Raw genomic sequence first — 22,386 nt, 5'->3', positions numbered from 1 at the left:
AGGAGACGATTCCTTTTTTTTATAAAGTACGCTCATTCAGCATTTGGTTTTGGGTGCTTTTCTTCTTTTTAAACCGTTTTTTCAGGCTTGCTTCAATTTCCTCCAAGCTTTTCCCTTTGGTTTCCGGTACCATGTAGAACGCGAAGAAAAATGAGAGAAGACAAATGACTGAGAAAACCATAAAGACCCATGCGATGCCCATTGCGCTTAGCATCAGCGGGAAGACGAGCGACACGATCAGGTTGGCTGCCGATAACACCAAAGTCGTGAACCCTGTCGCGGCTCCGCGCGCTTTGGACGGGAAGAGCTCAGGCATGAGCACCCACACTACCGGACCCCATGTCGCCTGGTAAAAGACGATATAGACGCCGAGAAAGACTACTGTCATCCACGCTGTTGATGCGGAAAGCCCCAGTGTCAGGAGCACGCCTGATAAAGCAGCAAGGCTCAGTGTGATGCCGACACTTCCCCAGATCAGAAGTTTTTTGCGTCCGACACGGTCAATTAAGATCATGGCAGTGATACACATGATGACGTTAAGGACGCCGATTCCCATTGTGCCGAGCGCCGAAGCTGATGTGCCAAGACCGGCCTTCGTAAAAATGGTTGGCGCGTAGTAGATGACCGTGTTAATGCCGACCGCCTGCTGGAAAATGGCAAGGCCGACGCCAATCAGAAGCATGGGGCGAATCCATTTGGCTTTTAGGACGCTGAGTGTCGTTTCTTTTTTCTCTGCTTCTCCTTGCTTCATCTCTGCCAATTCCATTTCGATGTCTTTTGGATCATGAGTGATGTTCATGATTCGTCTCGCTTCTTCTTCACGGCCGCGCTTCACGAGCCATCTTGGCGATTCTGGCATGAACGCGATGCCGATTAATAAAAGCACGGCAGGCACTGCGGCCAGACCGACCATCCAGCGCCACGCTTCAAACGGTGTGAACAGGTAGTTAACGATATAGGCGAGCAAAATCCCGGTGACAATCATTAAGTTGTTCATTGTGCCGAGTGTCCCGCGAATTTTCGTCGGTGCCATTTCGGAAAGATACACGGGCACAAGCGCCGTTGAACCGCCGACGGCCAACCCGAGTATCACCCTAGATGCAATCAGCATGCCGATTGTTTGAGAAAATGCGCAAGCGAGCGCACCGATAATAAAAATGATGGAAAGGACAAATACAACCTTTCTCCTGCCCCAGCGGTCTGAGCATGTGCCGCTCAAGGCAGAACCGAAAATCGCGCCAAGGAGCAGCATGCTGACAACCAATCCTTCTGTCAATGTCGTTAAAGGAATATCGTTATTGATAAACAGGAGTGCTCCGGAGATAACACCTGTATCGTAACCATATAGCAGTCCCCCTAAAGCGCCGAAAAAGTAGATCATATATTTCCTTGTGTCTTTCTTCACAAATGTCTCCTCCTCAGTTGTTGAGCCAATGAGTATCTAAAATGTATAACAAAGTTAATAGATTAGTACCCATTTCCTATCTCATTTGAAACATTTGTTTTGAAAAAACGGAAACGTTGAAGCCAAAAGAGATGATCACAGATCCGCTGAGTTTAGGAAAAACGAAATAACTTTATGCTCAGAGAAACCATTAAAAAAACCTTACCCGCGCGGAGTAAGGTTTGATTAAGACATTTTTATTCTTCTGCTTCGTTGACGAAAACCAAGGCGGAGAAGCCTTTTTTCTTATCAAATTGCAATTCAACGACGGTAACGTCCGGATTGAAGTTGTGGTATTCCTCTAAGAACTGAATAATGCCTTCTGAAATGTCATCTGACATAAGCTGCTTGTGGTGCAGGCCAAATGTGGCTTCAGCGAAGAACCCTGTACGCTTGTTGTACGATAGTTCTTTTACTTCAACGTCTTCAGGGTAGATATCTTCTTCATTGGAAATATACACGCAAATTCCGTCTACAATTTCTTGCTCATTTAATATTAATCTCATTGCCTAAAATCTCCTTCTGTACGTCTTCGGTGCTTTAAATGCGCGAATCAATGCGATGACAATGATTAAAATAATGATCAAAGCAATGATATCAACGATCCAGGCAATGGGTGAAGCGCCATAAGAAACATAGCCTGGGCCTCCGACTGGATGATAGGTGTAACCCCATGGGTGCATCATGCTGGTCATGAACATACCCATTGTGAATCCGCTATAATATCCAAACCATCCTGATGGCGCGAAACCTGCGTGATAGTAATGATTGACTGAAACATAACGTCCGCCAACATAAGCTTTAGACGTTTTTCCGCTGTATGTCTTTCCGGTTACTTTTGATGTAGCGCCGGAAAAGGTGCCTGACGATTTTTTAGAGCTTGATGAGCTTGCCTTTTCCGAAGGCTTCTTTTTAAGCGAAATCGATGATGATGAATCGTCAGACGTCTTGGATTTTTTGCTAGAAGAGCTTGATCCTGAGCTGTAGCTTGATTTCGGGCTTGATTTATAGCTTCCGCTGTATGACGAGCTTGAACTTCGGCTGCTGTAACTAGATGATGAGCGGCCGCTAAAGCTCTTTGCATGAGAAATCGTTGATGGCAGCAGTACACCTAAAGCAACGGTTACTGCAACTAAGGCTTTTACATATTTAAGTTTCATTCTGTTTCCTCCATAGACCATCGAAACGGTCCGCTATTCTGACCAGCAAATAAAAGAAGCTGGGTCAGCTTTATTTCATATGAGCTGGATGATATGAACGTTTCATACTTTTGCTTTCTCAATCACTTTCTTTCTGAGATAAACTACCTTTATTTTATCGGATTTATGGCTCATTTTGTAAGGTTTTGCTTCAAAATCAGTTGTTTAGGAATTTATCGCACAAAAAAACAGCCTTCTCCATTGGAGAAGGCTGTTTTCTTCTTATGCGAACAGCTTATCAATAAATGAAATATCCTCTTGAGAAAGCGTCACGTCGGCTGTTTTGATGTTATCAATCAGCTGATCGGCACGTTTTGCTCCCGGAATTAAAATATCAATTTCCGGTCTTGCTAAATACCAGGCCAATACGATGTGAGGGATATCCACGTTGTGTTTTTCGGCAATCGGCGCAAGCTTGTTGACCTTTCTGATATTTTCTTTGAAACGCTCACCCTTGAAGTGTTCCTGTTCGTTTCGCAGGTCGCCTTCTGGGAACGTTGTATCTTCTGTATACTTTCCTGCCAATAAACCTGATACGAGCGGGAAGTAAGGGATAAATGAAATATTATGCTCCTTCGTATACGGGAAGAATGTTTTTTCCGCTTCACGGTTTAACAGGTTGTATTCGCCTTGCAATACATCTACCAAACCGTCTTTGTTTGCTTCTTTCAATTGCTCTAAAGAGAAGTTGGATACACCGATGGAACGGATTTTTCCGGCTTTCTTCATCTCATTCAGCGCGTTAACGGCTTCATCCTTAGGCGTATGTTCGTCAGGGAAGTGAATGTAGAACAAATCGATATAATCGGTATTCAAGCGCTTCAGGCTTTCATCAACTGATTTTTTAAGAAATTCTGGTGAATTATCAAAGACAAAGTCATTGCCTTGTTTTCTGTGAGCGGCTTTTGTCGCGATGACAACATCTTCACGGTTGAATTCACGCAGCACTTCACCAATTAATTCTTCGGAACGGCCGATCCCGTAAATGTAAGCGGTGTCTAACATTGTCACGCCATTACGGATCGCCTCGCGCACCAATTCTTTTCCGGTTTCTTCATTTAGGTTCGGGTAGAGGTTATGTCCTCCGACAGCATTTGTTCCTAATCCGATAGGGAATACCTGCAAGTCTGATTTTCCGAGCTTCGCTTTTTTCATGATCTGCCTCCTAGAATAAAATGGATGATAGACTTTCAACACTATTGTAAACGTTAGGCCAGGTGAATGCCGATTTGATGCTCATTGCAGTACTGCGTGTACTCGTCGTCTAATGGCTGAGAGGTCACAATGCAATGCAGCCTGTCAAACGGCGCATATGTCAGAAGCGTTGATTTTCCGAATTTAGAATGGTCAGCCAATAGATACACTTCTTTTGCTTTTTCTGAAATCCTCTTTTTAATTTCATACTCCAGCAGATCCGAGTTGGTCAATCCGTGTGTCAGCGTCGTTCCGGTAGCGGACATAAAGGCTTTGTTGATATTGTACTTATCAAGCATAGCCGGGTCGTCCATGCCGACAAAGGAGCGGGTTTTTCTCTTATAGTTGTTTCCGATAATGATTAAGTTAATATTCTTCAAAGCTGACGCCGCATTGATAATGTCTAAACTGTTGGTTAAGATGGTGACATTTTTGGCTGGCTCAAGCGTATCAAGAATAGACTTTGTCGTCGTTCCTGAATCAATGAAGACCAAATCGTGATCTTCAATAAATCGGGAAGCATAATGGGCGATTTTTGTTTTTTCATCCTGGTGCTGAATGGTGCGATTTTCAAAAGGAACTAATGCGGTTTTTTCAATAGATGTTACGCCGCCGTAAACTTTTTCAATCGCACCCTTTTCTGTTAGCTTGTTGATATCACGTCTGACTGTGTTTTTGGAGACATTGAACACCTGGCACAGCTCATCTAAGGAAACAGTGCCATGCGATAAAATGTACTCCTCCATTTCCTGAATCCGCATCAGTTTCATATTAAAAACTCCTTCTTGAATCTTTACGTAACATAAATATATAATAAAAACCAAAAGTTAATCAATAGTTGCTTAAAAAATGATAACATCAGTGTATATCTTTTGCAAGATTCGGCGGGCTTCTCTTACCTCTCTTACTTGATTAAAAGATTAATATAATAAAAATAATGAAAAAATTTAGTGTTTATGATTGACTTATGGGTATTATGCGATTAGAATATAACCAAGAAATGACCAAAAAGTAACCTGTTGTGCATGAAATGGTTGCTTGTATGTAAATATGCATCCGCCATTTATTTTTTTGGTTTTTTTGAAAGCGTTTAATTCTTGGCTTGCTGAAAAGTGGATATTGATATGAATCTATCCGGAACCATCCATACAAGTGTATGTGTTTACTAATGAAGGAGGCAATAAGAATGGCAGAAATCAGAAAATTAAAAAACTACATCAACGGTGAATGGGTTGAAAGCAAAACAGATCAATATGAAGATGTCGTCAATCCGGCGACGAAAGAAGTACTATGCCAAGTGCCGATTTCTACAAAAGAGGATATTGATTACGCAGCGCAAACGGCGGCTGAAGCATTTAAAACATGGTCAAAGGTGGCGGTTCCGCGCCGTGCCAGAATTCTATTTAACTTTCAGCAGCTGCTGTCTCAGCATAAAGAAGAACTGGCTCATCTAATTACCATTGAAAACGGAAAAAACACGAAAGAAGCTTTAGGTGAAGTGGGACGCGGGATTGAAAACGTAGAGTTCGCCGCTGGAGCACCTTCCCTGATGATGGGTGACTCACTTGCTTCCATCGCAACGGACGTTGAAGCGGCGAACTACCGTTACCCAATCGGAGTTGTCGGCGGAATCGCGCCATTCAACTTCCCGATGATGGTTCCTTGCTGGATGTTCCCGATGGCGATCGCGCTCGGCAACACATTTATTTTAAAGCCATCTGAGCGGACTCCGCTGTTAACAGAGAAATTGGTTGAGCTTTTTGAAAAAGCGGGCCTTCCGAAAGGGGTGTTCAACGTCGTATACGGTGCGCATGACGTTGTGAACGGCATCCTTGAGCATCCCGAAATTAAAGCAATTTCATTTGTAGGCTCCAAGCCAGTAGGCGAATACGTCTACAAAAAAGGAAGCGAAAACTTAAAACGCGTTCAATCTCTGACTGGCGCGAAAAACCATACGATTGTCTTGAACGATGCGAATCTTGAAGACACGGTCACAAACATCGTTGGAGCTGCCTTCGGTTCTGCCGGTGAACGCTGCATGGCTTGTGCGGTTGTGACAGTTGAAGAAGGAATCGCCGATGAATTTATGGCGAAGCTGCAGGAAAAAGTGGCGGACATTAAAATCGGTAACGGCCTTGATGACGGCGTGTTCTTAGGACCGGTGATTCGCGAAGACAACAAGAAGCGCACGCTCAGCTATATCGAAAAAGGTCTTGAAGAAGGTGCCAGACTCGTATGTGACGGACGTGAAAATGTGTCAGACGACGGCTACTTTGTCGGCCCGACGATCTTTGACAATGTCACAACAGAGATGACGATCTGGAAAGATGAAATTTTCGCTCCGGTTTTATCTGTCATCCGTGTGAAAAACCTGAAAGAAGCGATTGAAATCGCCAATAAGTCTGAGTTTGCGAACGGCGCCTGCTTGTTCACATCCAACTCAAACGCAATCCGCTACTTCCGTGAAAACATTGATGCGGGAATGCTAGGCATCAACCTTGGTGTGCCGGCTCCAATGGCGTTCTTCCCGTTCTCAGGCTGGAAATCTTCATTCTTTGGAACGCTGCATGCGAACGGAAAAGACAGCGTCGACTTCTATACACGTAAAAAAGTGGTAACGGCAAGATATCCGGCACCTGATTTCAACTAAACGACGAACAGCCGAACGGCGTCCATGTGCGCTGTTCGGACTCATTCTGCCAATAGAAAGAGGAGGGCTTCACTATGAGTTATTTGTTGCGTAAGCCGCAGTCGCATGAAGTGTCTAATGGGGTCAAACTCGTGCACGAAGTAACGACATCCAACTCTGATCTCACTTATGTAGAGTTTAAAGTGTTAGATCTTGCATCAGGTTCAAGCTATACAGAAGAATTGAAAAAACAAGAAATCTGTATTGTGGCGGTAACGGGGAAAATTACAGTGACAGATCATGAGTCGACTTTTGAGAATATCGGCACCCGCGAAAGCGTATTTGAACGAAAACCGACAGACAGCGTCTATATGTCAAATGACCGTGCATTTGAGATCACAGCGGTTAGCGACGCAAGAGTGGCGCTTTGCTATTCTCCATCGGAAAAGCAGCTTCCGACAAAGCTGATCAAAGCGGAAGACAACGGAATTGAGCATCGCGGGCAATTTTCAAACAAACGTACTGTTCATAACATTCTTCCGGATTCAGACCCTTCAGCTAACAGTCTATTAGTAGTTGAAGTCTATACAGACAGCGGCAACTGGTCCAGCTACCCGCCTCACAAACATGACCAAGACAACTTGCCGGAAGAATCTTTCTTAGAAGAAACGTACTACCATGAGTTAGACCCGGGACAGGGCTTTGTATTTCAGCGCGTATACACAGATGACCGTTCTATTGACGAGACAATGACTGTGGAAAATGAAAACGTTGTCATCGTTCCTGCGGGATACCACCCGGTAGGCGTTCCGGACGGATACACATCCTACTATTTAAATGTCATGGCAGGGCCGACGCGAAAATGGAAGTTTCATAACGACCCGGTGCATGAGTGGATTTTAGAACGCTAACAAGTGAGGAGTGGCTGTTTACGATGAAGTATACATTCAATGAAGAGAAGGCTTTTGACATTATTGCCATCGGCCGGGCATGTATTGACCTGAACGCAGTGGAATACAACCGCCCAATGGAAGAGACGATGACATTTTCCAAATACGTCGGCGGTTCACCTGCGAATATCGCGATCGGCAGCGCGAAGCTTGGCTTAAAAGCGGGCTTCATCGGCAAAATTCCGGATGACCAGCATGGAAGATTCATAGAGTCCTATATGAGAAAGACCGGCGTTGATACAACACAGATGGTTGTTGATCAAGATAGACACAAAGCAGGCCTTGCATTTACAGAAATCCTCAGCCCTGAAGAATGCAGCATCTTAATGTATCGCGATGATGTGGCGGATCTTTATCTTGAGCCTTCAGAGGTAAGCGAGGATTATATCGCAAATGCGAAAATGCTGCTTGTTTCCGGGACAGCGCTCGCCAAAAGCCCGTCACGGGAAGCGGTATTAAAAGCTGTTCAATACGCGAAGAAGCATCAGGTTAAAGTGGTGTTCGAACTGGATTACCGCCCGTATACGTGGCAGTCATCAGATGAAACAGCCGTTTATTATTCTTTGGTTGCCGAGCAGTCTGATATCGTCATCGGCACACGCGATGAATTTGATGTGATGGAAAACCGCACAGGCGGAAGCAATGAAGAATCCGTCAATCATTTATTTGGCCATTCAGCCGACCTCGTTGTCATCAAACACGGCGTCGAAGGCTCTTACGCATACAGCAAATCCGGAGAGGTATTCCGCGCTCAAGCGTACAAGACAAAAGTGCTGAAAACCTTTGGAGCCGGTGACTCCTATGCGTCAGCCTTTATCTATGGCCTTGTCAGCGGAAAAGACATCGAAACGGCATTGAAATACGGCAGCGCTTCAGCCTCCATTGTGGTGAGCAAGCACAGTTCGTCAGAAGCGATGCCGACTGCGGATGAAATCGTACAGCTTATTGAAGCACAGTCATAATTGAAAAAGATCGAGTAAAGGTGGGATCGTTTGTGGGTAAGAAAATTCGCTTAACAACAGCACAGGCGCTGATTAAATTCTTAAACCAGCAGTACATCCATGTAGATGGAAAGGAAGAGCCTTTTGTCGAAGGGATTTTCACGATTTTCGGCCATGGAAACGTATTAGGGATCGGGCAGGCGCTTGAGCAGGATGCAGGCCATTTGAAAGTCTATCAAGGGAAAAATGAACAAGGAATGGCGCATGCGGCCATGGCGTACAGCAAGCAAATGCTGAGAAGAAAAATATATGCGGTGTCTACATCCGTCGGACCTGGAGCGGCTAACTTGGTGGCGGCAGCCGGCACTGCATTGGCAAACAATATCCCAGTTCTCTTGATTCCGGCAGACACATTTGCGACAAGACAGCCAGACCCTGTACTGCAGCAAATGGAGCAAGAATACAGTGCGGCGATTACGACAAACGATGCATTGAAACCTGTATCGAGATACTGGGACCGCATTACGCGCCCTGAGCAGCTGATGAGCAGTTTGCTGCGCGCGTTTGAAGTCATGACTGATCCGGCAAAAGCAGGTCCGGCAACGATTTGTATTTCTCAGGATGTTGAAGGGGAAGCATACGATTTTGATGAAAGTTTCTTCGTCAAACGGGTTCACTATATTGATCGCATGCAGCCGAGCGAGCGCGAGCTTCAAGGTGCGGCGGAGCTGATTAAATCCAGCAAAAAACCTGTGATTCTCGTCGGCGGAGGCGCAAAATATTCCGGTGCGCGCGATGAATTGGTTGCCATTTCTGAAGCCTATAACATTCCGTTAGTTGAAACGCAGGCAGGAAAGTCTACTGTTGAGGCAGATTTTGCGAACAACCTTGGCGGAATGGGCATCACAGGTACACTTGCGGCAAACAAAGCGGCCCGCCAAGCTGATTTGATTATCGGCATCGGCACAAGGTATACAGATTTTGCGACATCCTCTAAGACCGCTTTTGATTTTGATAAAGCGAAGTTTTTGAACATTAACGTCAGCCGAATGCAGGCGTATAAACTTGATGCATTCCAAGTGGTGGCGGATGCGAAAGTGACGCTTGGCAAACTGCACGGCTTGCTTGAAGGCTATGAGAGCGAGTTCGGCACAACGATCCGGGAGCTGAAGGACGAATGGCTCGCTGAACGCGAGCGTCTCAGCAAAGTGACGTTTAAGCGGGAAGCATTTGACCCGGAAATCAAACATCATTTTTCTCAAGAGGTTCTGAATGAATATGCTGACGCGTTGAATACTGAGCTTCCGCAAACAACGGCATTGCTGACAATCAACGAGACGATTCCTGAAGACAGCGTCATCATCTGTTCAGCAGGCTCACTCCCAGGAGATTTGCAGCGTTTGTGGCATTCTAATGTTCCGAATACGTATCACCTGGAGTATGGGTATTCTTGCATGGGCTATGAAGTGTCCGGGACACTCGGTCTTAAACTGGCCCACCCTGACAGAGAAGTGTATTCAATCGTCGGAGACGGCAGCTTCCTGATGCTTCATTCTGAATTGATCACGGCGATTCAGTACAACAAGAAAATCAATGTGCTGCTCTTTGACAACTCAGGGTTCGGATGCATCAACAACCTGCAAATGGATCACGGCAGCGGCAGCTACTATTGCGAGTTCCGCACAGATGACAACCAAATCCTGAATGTCGATTACGCGAAAGTCGCTGAGGGATACGGCGCGAAAACCTACCGCGCAAACACAGTAGAAGAATTAAAAGCGGCGTTAGAGGATGCGAAGAAACAGGATGTATCAACATTAATTGAAATGAAGGTGCTGCCTAAAACAATGACGGACGGCTATGACAGCTGGTGGCATGTCGGGGTGGCAGAGGTATCTGAACAAGAAAGCGTTCAGAAGGCATACGAAGCAAAAGAGAAAAAGCTGGAATCTGCGAAGCAGTATTAGAGGGGAGGCACCAAGATGGGCAAAAATGAAATCCTGTGGGGAATCGCTCCCATTGGGTGGCGGAATGATGACATGCCTGAAATTGGAGCGGGAAATACACTTCAGCATTTGTTAAGTGATATCGTTGTCGCGCGTTTTCAAGGCACGGAGGTCGGGGGCTTTTTCCCCGAACCTGCCATCCTGAACAAAGAGCTGAAGCTTCGGAACTTACGCATTGCAGGAAAATGGTTCAGCAGTTTTATTTTGCGTGACGGACTTGGTGAAGCGGCAAAGGCATTTACCCTGCATTGTGAGTATTTGCAGCAAGTAAACGCGGATGTCGCAGTTGTCTCTGAACAAACGTACAGCGTGCAAAGCTTGGAGAAAAACGTGTTCACAGAGAAGCCGCACTTTACGGATGATGAATGGGAGCGGCTTTGCGAAGGGCTGAATCACCTTGGCGAAATTGCCGCTCAGCATGGCTTGAAGCTTGTCTATCATCATCATCTCGGCACTGGTGTCCAAACAGCGGAAGAAGTGGACCGCCTGATGGCAGGAACTGACCCTGCGCATGTACACCTCCTCTATGATACAGGCCATGCGTATATTTCTGACGGCGATTACATGGGGATGCTTGAGAAGCATATCGGCCGCATTAAGCATGTGCACTTTAAGGATGCCCGCCTGAATGTCATGGAACAATGCAGGCTCGAAGGACAATCGTTCCGGCAATCATTTTTAAAAGGCATGTTTACGGTTCCCGGTGACGGCTGCATTGACTTTAGAGAAGTATATCAGCTGCTGTTGAAGCACAGTTATTCCGGATGGATTGTCATTGAAGCTGAACAAGACCCCGATGTTGCAAACCCGCTGGAGTATGCATTGATTGCGAGAAACTATATTGATCAGCAGTTGTTGGATCTGGCTTAATGGGGAATGAACATATGGGCAATACCAATGGAGATTCAGCCTTCAATAAACGGACAATCGCGGCAGCATTGGCCAACTATATTGATGCCGGTTCAATTGTGGCAGGCTCCGCCGGTTTATCATTATGGGTCAGTTACCTTAAGCTATCCGATACACAAATCGGGCTGCTCGGCGCGTTGAGCGCAAACGCGATTTCTGCTGCTGTCGGCGCGCTGCTTGGCGGGTTTCTGGCTGATAAAGTCGGACGGAAGGCTGTTTATACCAATAGTATGCTGGTTTATGCACTAGGGATTTGTTTGGTTTTGTTCGGGGTTAATTTCCCCATGTTGTTAAGCGGTTACATCATTATCGGTTTATCAGTAGGAGCTGACATAACCGCGTCATGGACCATTATTGCGGAAAATGCGCCAAAGAAGAATCGGGCCAGGCATTGCGGCGTAGCACAAGTTGCTTGGGCCGCGGGCGCTGTCGTTGTACTGCTCCTCTCCGTACTGGCCGGTGACTTGGGACTCTTGGGGAATAAAATCGTATTTGCCCATCTGCTTGTGATTGCGCTGATTACGTATATCCTGAGAATCAGGCTTCCGGAATCAGACGCCTGGCAGTCAAAAAATCAGCCGGAGGATGCTCAGGCAGAGAAGCCGGCTGTATTGAATAAGACATCGTATTTTGATTTGCTCAAGCCTATGTATCTAAAAAGCATACTGTTTTTGATGGGTGTGTATTTGGTTTGGAACTTAGCCGCCGGGGTCATGGGCTTCTTTATGCCATACATTTATCAGCAGGTCGGCGGTGTATCTGCCAACATGGCCAACCTTTTGCAAATGGGGCTGTTTATCTTCACAGGATTGGGGGTCGCTTTGATCTTCATGCCCTTTGCCGACAAATATAGAAAAACCGTATTTGGAATCGCCGCTTTCATGGCGGTGATCGGGTGGACACTGTTTCTGCTGCCAGTTGAAGGCCTGCCGATTCTGCTCCTGTTTATTGTCGTGATCGGCATCAATAACGGAGCAGGGCAGCAAGCGAACTATCAGTTATGGGCCAGTGAAATCTTTCCTACGCAATATCGTGCTTCCGCACAAGGGCTGATGTTTTTCCTTGTCCGTATTTCAATAGGGATTTGGAGTCTGTTTGTCCCAATGATTATCACCAATTTCGGCATTGGAACGATGGCTGCAATTCTTCTCGGATGTGTGACGGCCAGTATGATCATCGGGCTGCTCTTTGCGCCGAATACGTCTGGCAAGTCGCTTGAACAAATTCAAGAGGAACTCTACGGATCTCCTCAGAGCCAAGTAAAGCAAGGAACAGAAAGCAAAATCATGTAACCAACAGAAGGAGTGGCTGTCAATGAGTTTACGTATTGGCGTAATTGGAACTGGAGCAATCGGAAAAGAACATATTAACCGCATCACGAACAAGCTGTCCGGCGCAGAAATTGTAGCTGTAACGGATGTTAATCAAGAAGCTGCACAAAAGGTCGTTGAGCAATACCAATTAAACGCGACGGTTTATCCGAATGATGACAGCTTGCTTGCAGACGAAAATGTAGACGCTGTCTTAGTGACAAGCTGGGGGCCTGCGCATGAGTCAAGCGTGCTGAAAGCGATTAAAGCCCAGAAATATGTGTTCTGTGAAAAACCGCTCGCGACAACGGCTGAAGGATGCATGCGCATCGTCGAAGAAGAAATCAAAGTGGGCAAACGCCTTGTTCAAGTAGGCTTCATGCGCCGTTATGACAGCGGTTACGTACAGCTGAAGGAAGCACTCGATAACCATGTGATTGGCGAACCGCTTATGATTCACTGCGCGCACCGCAACCCGACTGTAGGAGATAACTACACAACCGATATGGCCGTAGTCGACACGCTCGTTCATGAAATTGATGTACTGCACTGGCTCGTCAACGATGACTACGAGTCCGTTCAAGTCATCTACCCGAAAAAATCGAAAAACGCGCTGCCGCATTTAAAAGATCCGCAAATCGTCGTGATTGAAACAAAAGGCGGTATCGTCATCAATGCTGAAATCTATGTGAACTGTAAATACGGCTATGACATTCAATGTGAAATCGTCGGAGAAGACGGCATCATCAAGCTTCCAGAACCATCAAGCATCAGCTTGAGAAAAGAAGGCAGATTCAGCACAGATATTCTGATGGATTGGCAGAGACGCTTTGTTGCTGCGTACGATGTGGAAATCCAAGACTTTATTGATTCGATTCAAAAGAAAGGCGAGGTCAGCGGACCGACGGCATGGGACGGCTATATTGCTGCTGTCACGACTGACGCGTGTGTAAAAGCCCAGGAATCTGGACAAAAAGAAAAGGTTGAATTGAAGGAAAAACCGGAATTCTATCAATCTTTTACAACAGTTCAAAACTAAAAAACAGAGGAGTGAAAATATGAAGTTAGCATTGGATCCATCCATGTATCGTGATGATTTAACTTTAGAGGAAACGGTCTATAAAACGGCGGAGCTTGGCTATGAATATATCGAGTTGTCTCCGCGTGAGGATTTTTGCCCGTTTTATAAATATCCGAAAGTCGATTCAGCAAAGATCAAACAATTAAAGCGCCTTTTAAGAGATACAGGTGTTAAGCTTTCATCGCTTCTTCCTCTTTACCACTGGGCGGGTCCTGATGAAGACCGCCGGCAGGCAGCGGTGCGCAATTGGAAACGGGCAATCGAAATTGCGGTTGAACTTGAAGTGGATTTGATGAACAGCGAATTCAGCGGTTCAAAATATGATCCTTTAACAAGTGAAGAAAAATTTATCAAATCCATGGATGAGCTTCTGCCAGTCTTTGAAAAAGAAGGTATTAAACTTAATCTTCAAGCCCACCCATACGATTTTATCGAAACGCACAAAGGTGCGATGGATATGATCCGCGCGCTTGACAAGGATTGGATCAATCTTGTCTACTCGACTGCGCATACGTTCTTCTATGATGACGGCAAAGGCGACATCGAGACCATGTTTGACGAAGCCGGCGACCGCCTCACACATGTTTTATTTGCAGATACCTATAATCATAAAGCGGCTCATGGCCTTCGCTACATCGTCAATCCGCCTGACGCGAAAGTAACGGTTCACCAGCATTTGGACATTGGCCAAGGCGAGGTTGATTTTGATACGATTTTCAGAAAACTGAGAGAGATGAAGTTCGACGGAATTGCGACGAATGCCGTATTTGCTTGGGTCGATGAAAGAGCGGATGAATCAAGCCGATTTATGCTTAAGAAAATGAAAGAAGAATTAGGTCTGGCATAAGCTGAGCATGGAGTTCGGCGGGATATGGCGACAGCCTTCCTGCCGAACTCCCTTCATATCTAAAACGCAGATGGGGGAGTCTGGCATGAAACTTTGTTTTAATGAAGCGACAACATTGGAAAACTCAAACCTTAAACAGGATTTAGAACTATGCGAAAAGCACGGCTATGATTATATTGAAATCCGCACAATGGATAAGCTGCCGGAGTACTTAAAAGATCATTCATTGGATGACCTTGCGGAATATTTTCAAACCCACCACATCAAACCGCTTGCCTTAAACGCACTCGTTTTCTTCAACAACCGTGATGAAAAGGGCCACAACGAGATCATCACTGAATTTAAAGGCATGATGGAAACATGCAATACCCTCGGTGTGAAATATGTGGTGGCCGTTCCGCTTGTGACAGAGCAGAAGATTGTAAAAGAAGAGATCAAAAAGAGCAGTGTAGACGTGCTGACTGAGCTGTCAGATATCGCGGAGCCATACGGTGTAAAAATCGCGCTTGAATTTGTCGGCCATCCGCAATGTACGGTCAATACGTTTGAACAGGCGTATGACATCGTAAACACAGTTAACCGTGACAATGTCGGACTTGTCCTTGACAGTTTTCACTTCCATGCAATGGGTTCAAATATTGAGAGCTTAAAGCAGGCGGACGGAAAGAAAATCTTCATCTATCATATTGATGATACAGAAGATTTCCCAATCGGCTTTTTAACAGATGAGGATCGTGTATGGCCGGGACAAGGGGCAATTGACTTAGATGCCCACTTATCAGCACTGAAGGAAATTGGCTTCTCTGATGTTGTATCGGTTGAGCTCTTCCGGCCTGAATACTATAAGCTGACTGCTGAGGAAGCCATTCAAACAGCGAAAAAAACAACGGTTGATGTTGTATCAAAATACTTCAACATGTAACGGATAAAGGAGGGGTGAATATGGCTTTTGTATCGATGAAAGAGCTTCTTGAAGATGCAAAGCGGGAGCAGTATGCGATCGGCCAGTTTAATATCAATGGTTTGCAGTGGACGAAGGCGATTTTGCAGGCGGCGCAAAAGGAGCAATCACCGGTCATCGCCGCGGCTTCCGATCGCCTGGTCGACTATTTAGGCGGATTTAAAACGATTGCCGCCATGGTAGGGGCGTTAATAGAGGACATGGCAATTACCGTTCCGGTCGTGCTTCATCTCGATCACGGCAGCAGTGCGGAACGCTGCAGACAGGCCATTGATGCCGGATTCAGCTCAGTGATGATTGACGGCTCCCATCAGCCGATTGACGAGAATATCGCGATGACAAAAGAAGTCACCGATTATGCCGCAAAACACGGCGTGTCAGTAGAAGCCGAAGTCGGCACGGTCGGCGGAATGGAAGACGGACTTGTCGGCGGGGTCTGCTATGCCGATATCACGGAATGTGAGCGGATCGTCAAAGAAACCAATATCGACGCGTTGGCCGCCGCCCTCGGCTCTGTACACGGCAAATATCAGGGTGAGCCGAATCTCGGATTTAAGGAAATGGAGGCTATCTCCCGCATGACTGATATTCCCCTCGTTCTTCACGGGGCATCCGGGATTCCGCAGGATCAGATCAAAAAAGCCATCACACTCGGCCATGCGAAGATCAATATCAATACGGAATGTATGGTAGCGTGGACAGACGAAACACGCCGCATGTTTCAGGAAAACAGCGATCTGTACGAACCGCGCGGCTATTTGACACCCGGCATTGAAGCCGTGGAAGAGACAGTGCGAAGCAAAATGAGAGAGTTCGGATCAGCCGGTAAAGCAGCTAAGCAGCAGGTCGGCTAAAGAGACCAGAAACCGCCGAGATGGCGGTTTTTTTGTGCGGTGTTGCGTCCATATGCCCAAAACGATTATGATGATGGCAGCAGTGTAAGAAACGGGAGTGGTTCAGTTTGAATAAAATCATGATTGTGGAAGACAGTGAAGACATTCGCGGACTATTGCAGAATTACCTTGAAAAATACGGATATCAAACAGTGGTCGCCGCGGATTTTACAGCTGTTCTTGATGTCTTTTTGCGGGAAAAGCCCGATGTGGTGCTCCTTGATATCAATTTGCCGGCATATGACGGATATTATTGGTGCCGGCAGATCCGCCAGCACTCCACAAGCCCGATCATCTTTATTTCTGCCAGAAGCGGGGAAATGGATCAGGTGATGGCGATTGAAAATGGGGGAGACGATTATATTGAAAAACCGTTTTCTTATGATATTGTGCTTGCGAAAATCAAAAGCCAGATCCGGAGGGCGTACGGGGAGTACGCCGCAAAGCAGGGAGAGAAAGTGGTTGAATATGCCGGCGTTCAGCTCTTTGTGGAACGGTTTGAACTGCGTTTTCAGGATGAAAAAAGCGAGCTTTCTAAAAAAGAAAGCAAGCTTTTGGAAGTGCTGCTTGAGCGGGGAGAAAAGGTGACGAGTCGGGACCGTCTCATGGAAAAGACGTGGGACACCGACATATTCATCGATGATAATACACTTAACGTGTATATCACGCGGCTCAGAAAAAAACTGCGAGAGCTGAATGCGCCTGTTTCTATTGAAGCGGTGCGGGGCGAAGGCTACCAGCTGAGGGCGCAGTCATGAAGCTGTTTCTCCGGTCTCATGCAGTGCTGATTCTGCTTTTTCTCCTTCAAGGGCTGTTTGTCTTCTTTTATTACTGGTTTGCGGGTCTTCATTCTTTTTCTCACTTGTTTTACATATTGGGCGTGCAGCTTCTTATTTTGGCGGGGTATCTTGCCTATCGCTGGTACAAAGACCGCGGCGTGTATCATTGGCTCAGCTCGGGGCAGGAAGGGACGGATATCCCGTATCTCGGTTCCTCAGTGTTCTGTTCAGAGCTGTATGAAAAGCAGATGGAGCTGATGCGGCTGCAGCACCAGAAGCTCCATGAGACTGAAGCCAAGCTGGACGCGCGGGTGACGTATATGAATCAATGGGTGCACCAAGTAAAGACGCCGCTGTCGGTCATTAATTTAATCATTCAAGAAGAGGATGAGCCCGTTTTTGAACAAATCAAAAAAGAAGTCCGGCAGATTGAATTCGGGCTGGAGACGCTTCTTTATTCTTCAAGGCTCGACTTGTTTGAACGGGATTTTAAAATCGAAGCGGTTTCCCTGTCCGAGCTTCTCCAATCAGTCATTCAAAGCTATAAACGATTTTTTATTCAATATCGCGTTTATCCGAAAATGAACGTTTGCGATGATCATCAGATTTACACCGATGCCAAATGGCTCAAATTTGCGATCGGCCAAGTGGTCACAAATGCGGTCAAGTATTCAGCGGGCAAGAGTGACAGACTTGAGCTGAATGTCTTCCGCGATGAAGACAGGACGGTGCTTGAAGTCAAAGATTACGGTGTCGGGATTCCCTCGCAAGACATCAAGCGGGTGTTTGACCCTTATTACACCGGGGAAAACGGGCGGCGTTTCCAAGAATCTACGGGAATCGGCCTCCATCTCGTCAAAGAAATTACAGGTAAGCTCAATCATACGGTGGACATCAGCTCGTCTCCCGGTGAAGGGACATCAGTTCGATTTTCATTTCTTACAAAAATGTAAGGCTGCGTTAAGAAAACAACATAGCCCGCTTTGTTTCCCCTTGATAACATGGATTTATGTCAAGGGGATTTTTATGTTGAACGTCCCGGCACTACATGAAAGCAGCCCAGATCAACAAGAATAAAACCATAAGGAGGATTTTCATGGCGAATATGCTTGAAGTCAAACATATAAATAAAACCTATAAAGGACAAGTGTCCTATCAAGCCTTAAAGCAAATTTCATTTTCAATAGAAGAAGGCGAGTTCACGGCGGTGATGGGGCCGTCCGGGTCCGGAAAAACAACGCTTTTGAATATCATTTCAACGATCGACCGTCCGGATTCAGGCGATATCCTGATTCACGGAGAAAACCCGCATCGCCTGAAGCGGACAAAGCTCGCTCATTTCCGCCGCAAGCAGCTCGGATTTGTGTTTCAGGATTTCAACCTTCTGGACACGCTGACAATCGGTGAAAATATCATGCTGCCGTTAACGCTTGAAAAAGAAGCACCGTCTGTAATGGAAGAAAAACTGCAAGGCATCGCGGCAAAGCTCGGAATCGAAAACCTGCTCAACAAACGGACGTTTGAAGTATCCGGAGGACAGCGCCAGCGTGCCGCCATCGCAAGAGCGGTCATTCATAAGCCGTCACTCATCCTGGCCGATGAACCGACGGGCAACCTTGATTCCAAAGCGTCAAAAGACGTCATGGAAACGATGCAGAGCCTGAATCAGGATGATCATGTCACGGCTTTGATGGTGACCCACGATCCTGTTGCGGCAAGCTACTGCCGCCGCGTCATCTTTATAAAAGACGGCGAACTGTTTAATGAGATTTACCGCGGGGAAAACCGCCAAGTATTTTATGAACAAATTCTCGATGTGCTGTCTATGCTGGGGGGAAACGCAAATGACCTTTCTTCAGTTCGCTTATAAAAACGTCACGAGAAACAAAAGGGCCTATCTTGCATTCTTTTTAAGCAGCGCCTTTTCCGTTTTGATTTTCTTTACCTTTGCGATGTTCCTGTTTCATCCGGCATTAAAGGAAGGCTACCTGAATAATATCGCCAAAAAAGGCTTAACCGCTGCGGAATGGATGATCTTTGTTTTTTCTTTCTTATTTGTTCTGTATTCGGTTAACGCATTTTTGAAATCGAGAAATAAAGAATTCGGCATCCTGCTCATGCAGGGCATCACGCCGGGGCAGCTGAGAAAGCTCATTACTGCGGAAAATATGATCATCGGCGTCATGTCAATTGCAGCCGGCATTATCGGAGGATTCATTTTTTCAAAGACGTTCTTTACGGTCGGCGCTTATATTTTAGAAATGGACGCGCTGCCTTTGTATATGCCTTGGAAAGCGCTCGGTATTACGGCCTGCGGATTTCTGCTCTTATTTTTCTTTTTATCGCAGTTTACGATCCTTTTTGTCAGATCAAATACGGTTATCAAATTAATAAAGGGCACTGACAAGGTTAAGCCGGAGCCTAAGCCGTCCGTGCTTCTGTCCTTATTCGGCATCGCCTGTCTGTGCGGCGGGTACGGCATGGTTCTGAAAGGCAATGTCCACGGGGCCGAACCGTTTATCATTTTACTGCTCACCGTCATCGGAACATATTTCTTTTTCAGCCAAAGCAGCATATGGATTCTGCGCGCGCTGAAGAAGTGGAAAACCTTTTATCTGCGCGGGAAAAACGTCATTTGGGTTTCTGACCTTGTCTATCGTTTAAAAGACAACGCCCGCCTGTTCTTTATTGTCAGCATTATTTCCGCGGTTGCGTTTACTGCGACAGGCGTGCTCGCAATGTACAAATCGACCGTCGGAGCGGAAGAGTCCTCTTATGAAATGGAGTATTTATCTTACAGCAACAATCCAAAAGAACAGACTCATTTGAAAGATATTGACCATGAACTGAAAACACACGGCTTTACGTATAAGAAAGACAAAATAGATGTTTCCTATGTTCGCTATCAGGAAGGAGAAACTGTTCCCCCTGTTTACATGATCAGTGAATCGGATGCGGCAAAATACTTCCATGTCAAAGTGAACGGCCTGAAAGAAGACGAGGCTGTCTACTTCCCGGGCACGTATGACCGCAATTTCAAAAACAAAGCGCCGGATCAGCTGAAGCTGCTGAACCAAAAAGGGGAGCTGTCTGATCAAAAACTGTCGGTAAAAGAAGTCAAAAAACCGCTGATCTCATTGAACGCCATCATCGCGGTGAATGATCAAACCTTTGATCAGCTGAAATCACTCGGTGATAAAGCGTCACTATACGGCTACAGCTATGATCATTGGAAAGACAGTCTTGAGATCAGCCAATCCTTGCAAAATGAGATTTACGGCAATTATATCGACGTGCATTCTGATTTTGCTTCAAAAGCCGGGACTTACTATGATACGGTGCAGCTGCCGAGCCTGAGTTTATTTATCGGCCTGTTTATCGCAATTGTATTCTTTGTCGCGGCAGCAAGTTTCTTATATTTCAGGCTGTTCACTGATTTAGATGAAGACCGGGAGCGCTACCGTTCACTGGCCAAAATCGGCCTGAGTGAGCGTGAAATGGCACAAAGCGTGACAATACAATTGGCCATTCTTTTCTTCTTTCCATTTGTCATTGCCGTCATGCATACACTGTTTGCCTTGAGAACATTGGCTGTGGAAGGCTATTCCGATGTCGCGGGGCCGCTCAGTCTCACCATCGGAGGTTTTTTCATTTTTCAGCTTCTATTCTTCCTCGCGGTGCGGTCAAGCTATTTGAAAAAAATGAACAAGTAAGGGGAGTGCAAAGATGAAAAAAGCAATGGCAATCCTGGCCGTCTTGGCGGCTGCTGCCGTAATATGCGGGCTTCTCTTTTTTCATAACGATGTTACAGACAGATTTAATCCGTTTATTCACCAGCAAGATGTCTATGTGCAGATTGACCGAGATGGCAGACATCTTAGCCCGGGCGGTACTGAATATACATTAGACGGATACAATGCATCCGGAAAAAAAGAAGAAGTGACCTTTTTCGCCGGCAAAGAGCTTCGGAAGAACGCGTATTTGAAGGTGAGGGCGAAAGGAAAGTATGTCGAGACTTGGGAAGAAGTCAAGTTTGAAGATATGCCGGACTCCGTACAGTCAAAATTAAAGTGAATCATAAAAAACGGCACAGCGTCATGACTGTGCCGTTTTTTTATTTTTTATTTTCTTCGGCCCGTTTGATCAGCATGTCGGTGATGATATCCACCTGTTTGCTGACAGAAATCGGGTCGTACGGGTAGAACGTGTCAAAGTCATTGATAAACACGCGATTATGTTTAACAGCGTCAAGATTTTTCCAAATAGAGGAATTCTCCAGCTTGTCGAGTGTTTTGCTTTCGCCTTTCGGGTTGTAATCCGTAATGAACATATAATCTGCGGCATACTCAGGAATAACCTCTTGAGAGAGCTGTTTCATCTCTCCTTTTTTGATGACATCTTGCTCAATTTTTTCAGGCGCTTTTAACCCAAGTGCATTGTATACAGCTTGGCCGCCGCGTCCGCCATTGTCATTGAACACCCAGAATTCGCCCTTGTCTGTGTTTTCATAAATGCCGAAGGTCGCATCTTTGTCGATGACGCCGGCAATTTTCTTCTTAGCTGCTTCCGCTTTTTTGTTAAAGTCAGCCATAAAGGATTTTGCTTTGTCTTTCGCTCCGGCGATATCTCCGAACATGCTGACTGTGTCTTCTACGTTTTTCGCTGTGTTATAAGGTATGACAACAGTCGGAGCGATTTTCTTTAATTTATCAACATTCTCTTCATTCATGACAACAATTAAGTCAGGCTGAAGCTCCATCACTTTTTCAACGCTGATTGGATCACCAACATCCTTCACATTTTTCAGCTTTGATTTTAAAAACGGATTATCAAATGACCATGAGCCTGAGCCGACCACATTGGCCCCGACAGACAGCAATTCACCGGCATAAAAATCAGTGACGATGCGTTTCGGATGTGCAGGAATGTTGACGTTCCCTTTTGGTGATTTGTATGTTCTCATTTCTGTTTTTTCGGAAGCAGAATCGCTTGAGCTCCCTTTAGAAGCCGTGCCGCTGCAAGCGCTGACAAACATGAGAAGCAGCACAAGCATGCCCACGAGTAATATGTTCTTTTTCATCAAGAACCCTCCCACTATGTATCTCAATAGATTAGTAATGATTATCATTATCAATTAATAATATAGCAAGAAACCTGTTCTCCGTCTATCACTATTTTTAAGGGAGAAAGTTTTTCCCGTTTATGGGTGACGCGGTATGCCTAATCGATTATTATAGGTAAAT

21 protein-coding genes are annotated in these 22,386 nt (G+C 45.8%); 15 read left to right on the top strand and 6 right to left on the bottom strand.

Going from position 1 to position 22,386, the window contains the following annotated elements; translation table 11 throughout:
- Window positions 1-19: 19 nt before the first annotated feature.
- From NYE53_RS20190 to iolR, 5 genes are all read right to left on the bottom strand, one after another.
- Window positions 20-1,405: a sugar porter family MFS transporter gene (locus NYE53_RS20190; protein ID WP_326236917.1), complete on the bottom strand. Its 1,386-nt coding sequence runs from the start codon at window positions 1,403-1,405 to the stop codon at window positions 20-22.
- A gap of 236 nt (window positions 1,406-1,641) precedes the next feature.
- Window positions 1,642-1,950, bottom strand: coding sequence for a YxcD family protein (locus NYE53_RS20185; protein WP_003227046.1), 309 nt, complete (start codon window positions 1,948-1,950; stop codon window positions 1,642-1,644).
- 3 nt (window positions 1,951-1,953) lie between these two features.
- Entirely contained in the window at window positions 1,954-2,604 is a 651-nt protein-coding gene (locus NYE53_RS20180) for a hypothetical protein (RefSeq protein ID WP_251187510.1), read from the bottom strand.
- A 261-nt stretch (window positions 2,605-2,865) separates the two neighbouring features.
- Window positions 2,866-3,798: an aldo/keto reductase gene (locus tag NYE53_RS20175; RefSeq protein ID WP_003227049.1), complete on the bottom strand. Its 933-nt coding sequence runs from the start codon at window positions 3,796-3,798 to the stop codon at window positions 2,866-2,868.
- A 53-nt stretch (window positions 3,799-3,851) separates the two neighbouring features.
- Entirely contained in the window at window positions 3,852-4,607 is a 756-nt protein-coding gene (iolR, locus tag NYE53_RS20170; protein ID WP_339246497.1) for a myo-inositol utilization transcriptional regulator IolR, read from the bottom strand.
- 416 nt (window positions 4,608-5,023) lie between these two features.
- Here iolR and iolA point away from each other — a divergent pair, with 416 nt between their 5' ends.
- The 15 genes from iolA (at window position 5,024) to NYE53_RS20095 (ending at window position 21,217) form a co-directional block, all read left to right on the top strand.
- Window positions 5,024-6,487, top strand: a complete 1,464-nt coding sequence (gene iolA / locus NYE53_RS20165; protein WP_003243682.1) for a methylmalonate-semialdehyde dehydrogenase — start codon at window positions 5,024-5,026, stop codon at window positions 6,485-6,487.
- Between the two features lie 74 nt (window positions 6,488-6,561).
- Entirely contained in the window at window positions 6,562-7,377 is an 816-nt protein-coding gene (gene iolB, locus NYE53_RS20160; RefSeq protein WP_041338083.1) for a 5-deoxy-glucuronate isomerase, read from the top strand.
- A 23-nt stretch (window positions 7,378-7,400) separates the two neighbouring features.
- Window positions 7,401-8,378: a 5-dehydro-2-deoxygluconokinase gene (gene iolC / locus NYE53_RS20155; protein WP_339246494.1), complete on the top strand. Its 978-nt coding sequence runs from the start codon at window positions 7,401-7,403 to the stop codon at window positions 8,376-8,378.
- 32 nt (window positions 8,379-8,410) lie between these two features.
- A complete protein-coding gene (iolD, locus tag NYE53_RS20150) occupies window positions 8,411-10,324 on the top strand; it encodes a 3D-(3,5/4)-trihydroxycyclohexane-1,2-dione acylhydrolase (decyclizing) (protein ID WP_032725033.1) in 1,914 nt (637 codons plus the stop codon).
- A 15-nt stretch (window positions 10,325-10,339) separates the two neighbouring features.
- Window positions 10,340-11,233 (top strand): myo-inosose-2 dehydratase, encoded by an 894-nt coding sequence (iolE, locus tag NYE53_RS20145; RefSeq protein WP_041338079.1) that lies wholly within the window; start codon window positions 10,340-10,342, stop codon window positions 11,231-11,233.
- A 14-nt stretch (window positions 11,234-11,247) separates the two neighbouring features.
- Window positions 11,248-12,564: a myo-inositol transporter IolF gene (gene iolF, locus NYE53_RS20140; protein ID WP_064671728.1), complete on the top strand. Its 1,317-nt coding sequence runs from the start codon at window positions 11,248-11,250 to the stop codon at window positions 12,562-12,564.
- 22 nt (window positions 12,565-12,586) lie between these two features.
- A complete protein-coding gene (gene iolG, locus NYE53_RS20135) occupies window positions 12,587-13,621 on the top strand; it encodes a bifunctional inositol 2-dehydrogenase/D-chiro-inositol 1-dehydrogenase (protein ID WP_003244482.1) in 1,035 nt (344 codons plus the stop codon).
- 19 nt (window positions 13,622-13,640) lie between these two features.
- A complete protein-coding gene (locus NYE53_RS20130; RefSeq protein WP_015250852.1) occupies window positions 13,641-14,510 on the top strand; it encodes a sugar phosphate isomerase/epimerase in 870 nt (289 codons plus the stop codon).
- Between the two features lie 85 nt (window positions 14,511-14,595).
- Complete coding sequence (gene iolI / locus NYE53_RS20125) at window positions 14,596-15,432, top strand: 2-keto-myo-inositol isomerase (protein WP_339246490.1); 837 nt, start codon at window positions 14,596-14,598, stop codon at window positions 15,430-15,432.
- 20 nt (window positions 15,433-15,452) lie between these two features.
- On the top strand, window positions 15,453-16,325 hold the full coding sequence (gene iolJ / locus NYE53_RS20120) for a 6-phospho-5-dehydro-2-deoxy-D-gluconate aldolase (protein ID WP_014478478.1): 873 nt from the start codon (window positions 15,453-15,455) through the stop codon (window positions 16,323-16,325).
- A gap of 107 nt (window positions 16,326-16,432) precedes the next feature.
- Complete coding sequence (gene yxdJ / locus NYE53_RS20115) at window positions 16,433-17,122, top strand: two-component system response regulator YxdJ (RefSeq protein WP_003243527.1); 690 nt, start codon at window positions 16,433-16,435, stop codon at window positions 17,120-17,122.
- Window positions 17,119-18,096 (top strand): two-component system sensor histidine kinase YxdK, encoded by a 978-nt coding sequence (gene yxdK, locus NYE53_RS20110; RefSeq protein WP_339246488.1) that lies wholly within the window; start codon window positions 17,119-17,121, stop codon window positions 18,094-18,096. The genes yxdJ and yxdK overlap by 4 nt, the downstream gene beginning before the upstream one ends.
- 143 nt (window positions 18,097-18,239) lie before the next feature.
- Window positions 18,240-19,013 (top strand): ABC transporter ATP-binding protein YxdL, encoded by a 774-nt coding sequence (gene yxdL / locus NYE53_RS20105; protein ID WP_014115765.1) that lies wholly within the window; start codon window positions 18,240-18,242, stop codon window positions 19,011-19,013.
- Window positions 18,988-20,856: an ABC transporter permease YxdM gene (yxdM, locus tag NYE53_RS20100; RefSeq protein ID WP_339246484.1), complete on the top strand. Its 1,869-nt coding sequence runs from the start codon at window positions 18,988-18,990 to the stop codon at window positions 20,854-20,856. Before yxdL ends, yxdM begins: the two co-directional genes overlap by 26 nt.
- 13 nt (window positions 20,857-20,869) lie before the next feature.
- Window positions 20,870-21,217 (top strand): YxeA family protein, encoded by a 348-nt coding sequence (locus tag NYE53_RS20095; RefSeq protein ID WP_123374111.1) that lies wholly within the window; start codon window positions 20,870-20,872, stop codon window positions 21,215-21,217.
- Window positions 21,218-21,257: 40 nt separating this feature from the next.
- Here NYE53_RS20095 and NYE53_RS20090 read toward each other — a convergent pair whose 3' ends face one another.
- Window positions 21,258-22,223 (bottom strand): iron-hydroxamate ABC transporter substrate-binding protein, encoded by a 966-nt coding sequence (locus NYE53_RS20090; protein ID WP_015715010.1) that lies wholly within the window; start codon window positions 22,221-22,223, stop codon window positions 21,258-21,260.
- Between the last annotated feature and the right edge of the window lie 163 nt (window positions 22,224-22,386).

Source organism: Bacillus sp. FSL R5-0523, assembly GCF_037975295.1.
Classification (GTDB): Bacteria; Bacillota; Bacilli; order Bacillales; family Bacillaceae; genus Bacillus; species Bacillus subtilis.
This window is presented reverse-complemented; position numbering and strand designations above follow the sequence as displayed.

Excerpts from the sequence above, each read along its gene's own strand:
- iolC (WP_339246494.1), top strand. The coding sequence starts at position 7,401 with ATGAAGTATACATTCAATGAAGAGAAGGCTTTTGACATTATTGCCATC.
- yxdL (WP_014115765.1), top strand. The coding sequence starts at position 18,240 with ATGGCGAATATGCTTGAAGTCAAACATATAAATAAAACCTATAAAGGA.
- NYE53_RS20180 (WP_251187510.1), bottom strand. The coding sequence starts at position 2,604 with ATGAAACTTAAATATGTAAAAGCCTTAGTTGCAGTAACCGTTGCTTTA.
- iolJ (WP_014478478.1), top strand. The coding sequence starts at position 15,453 with ATGGCTTTTGTATCGATGAAAGAGCTTCTTGAAGATGCAAAGCGGGAG.
- NYE53_RS20185 (WP_003227046.1), bottom strand. The coding sequence starts at position 1,950 with ATGAGATTAATATTAAATGAGCAAGAAATTGTAGACGGAATTTGCGTG.
- iolI (WP_339246490.1), top strand. The coding sequence starts at position 14,596 with ATGAAACTTTGTTTTAATGAAGCGACAACATTGGAAAACTCAAACCTT.
- iolF (WP_064671728.1), top strand. The coding sequence starts at position 11,248 with ATGGGCAATACCAATGGAGATTCAGCCTTCAATAAACGGACAATCGCG.
- yxdM (WP_339246484.1), top strand. The coding sequence starts at position 18,988 with ATGACCTTTCTTCAGTTCGCTTATAAAAACGTCACGAGAAACAAAAGG.
- iolE (WP_041338079.1), top strand. The coding sequence starts at position 10,340 with ATGGGCAAAAATGAAATCCTGTGGGGAATCGCTCCCATTGGGTGGCGG.
- yxdK (WP_339246488.1), top strand. The coding sequence starts at position 17,119 with ATGAAGCTGTTTCTCCGGTCTCATGCAGTGCTGATTCTGCTTTTTCTC.
- iolA (WP_003243682.1), top strand. The coding sequence starts at position 5,024 with ATGGCAGAAATCAGAAAATTAAAAAACTACATCAACGGTGAATGGGTT.
- NYE53_RS20090 (WP_015715010.1), bottom strand. The coding sequence starts at position 22,223 with ATGAAAAAGAACATATTACTCGTGGGCATGCTTGTGCTGCTTCTCATG.
- NYE53_RS20130 (WP_015250852.1), top strand. The coding sequence starts at position 13,641 with ATGAAGTTAGCATTGGATCCATCCATGTATCGTGATGATTTAACTTTA.
- iolR (WP_339246497.1), bottom strand. The coding sequence starts at position 4,607 with ATGAAACTGATGCGGATTCAGGAAATGGAGGAGTACATTTTATCGCAT.
- iolB (WP_041338083.1), top strand. The coding sequence starts at position 6,562 with ATGAGTTATTTGTTGCGTAAGCCGCAGTCGCATGAAGTGTCTAATGGG.
- iolG (WP_003244482.1), top strand. The coding sequence starts at position 12,587 with ATGAGTTTACGTATTGGCGTAATTGGAACTGGAGCAATCGGAAAAGAA.
- NYE53_RS20095 (WP_123374111.1), top strand. The coding sequence starts at position 20,870 with ATGAAAAAAGCAATGGCAATCCTGGCCGTCTTGGCGGCTGCTGCCGTA.
- NYE53_RS20175 (WP_003227049.1), bottom strand. The coding sequence starts at position 3,798 with ATGAAAAAAGCGAAGCTCGGAAAATCAGACTTGCAGGTATTCCCTATC.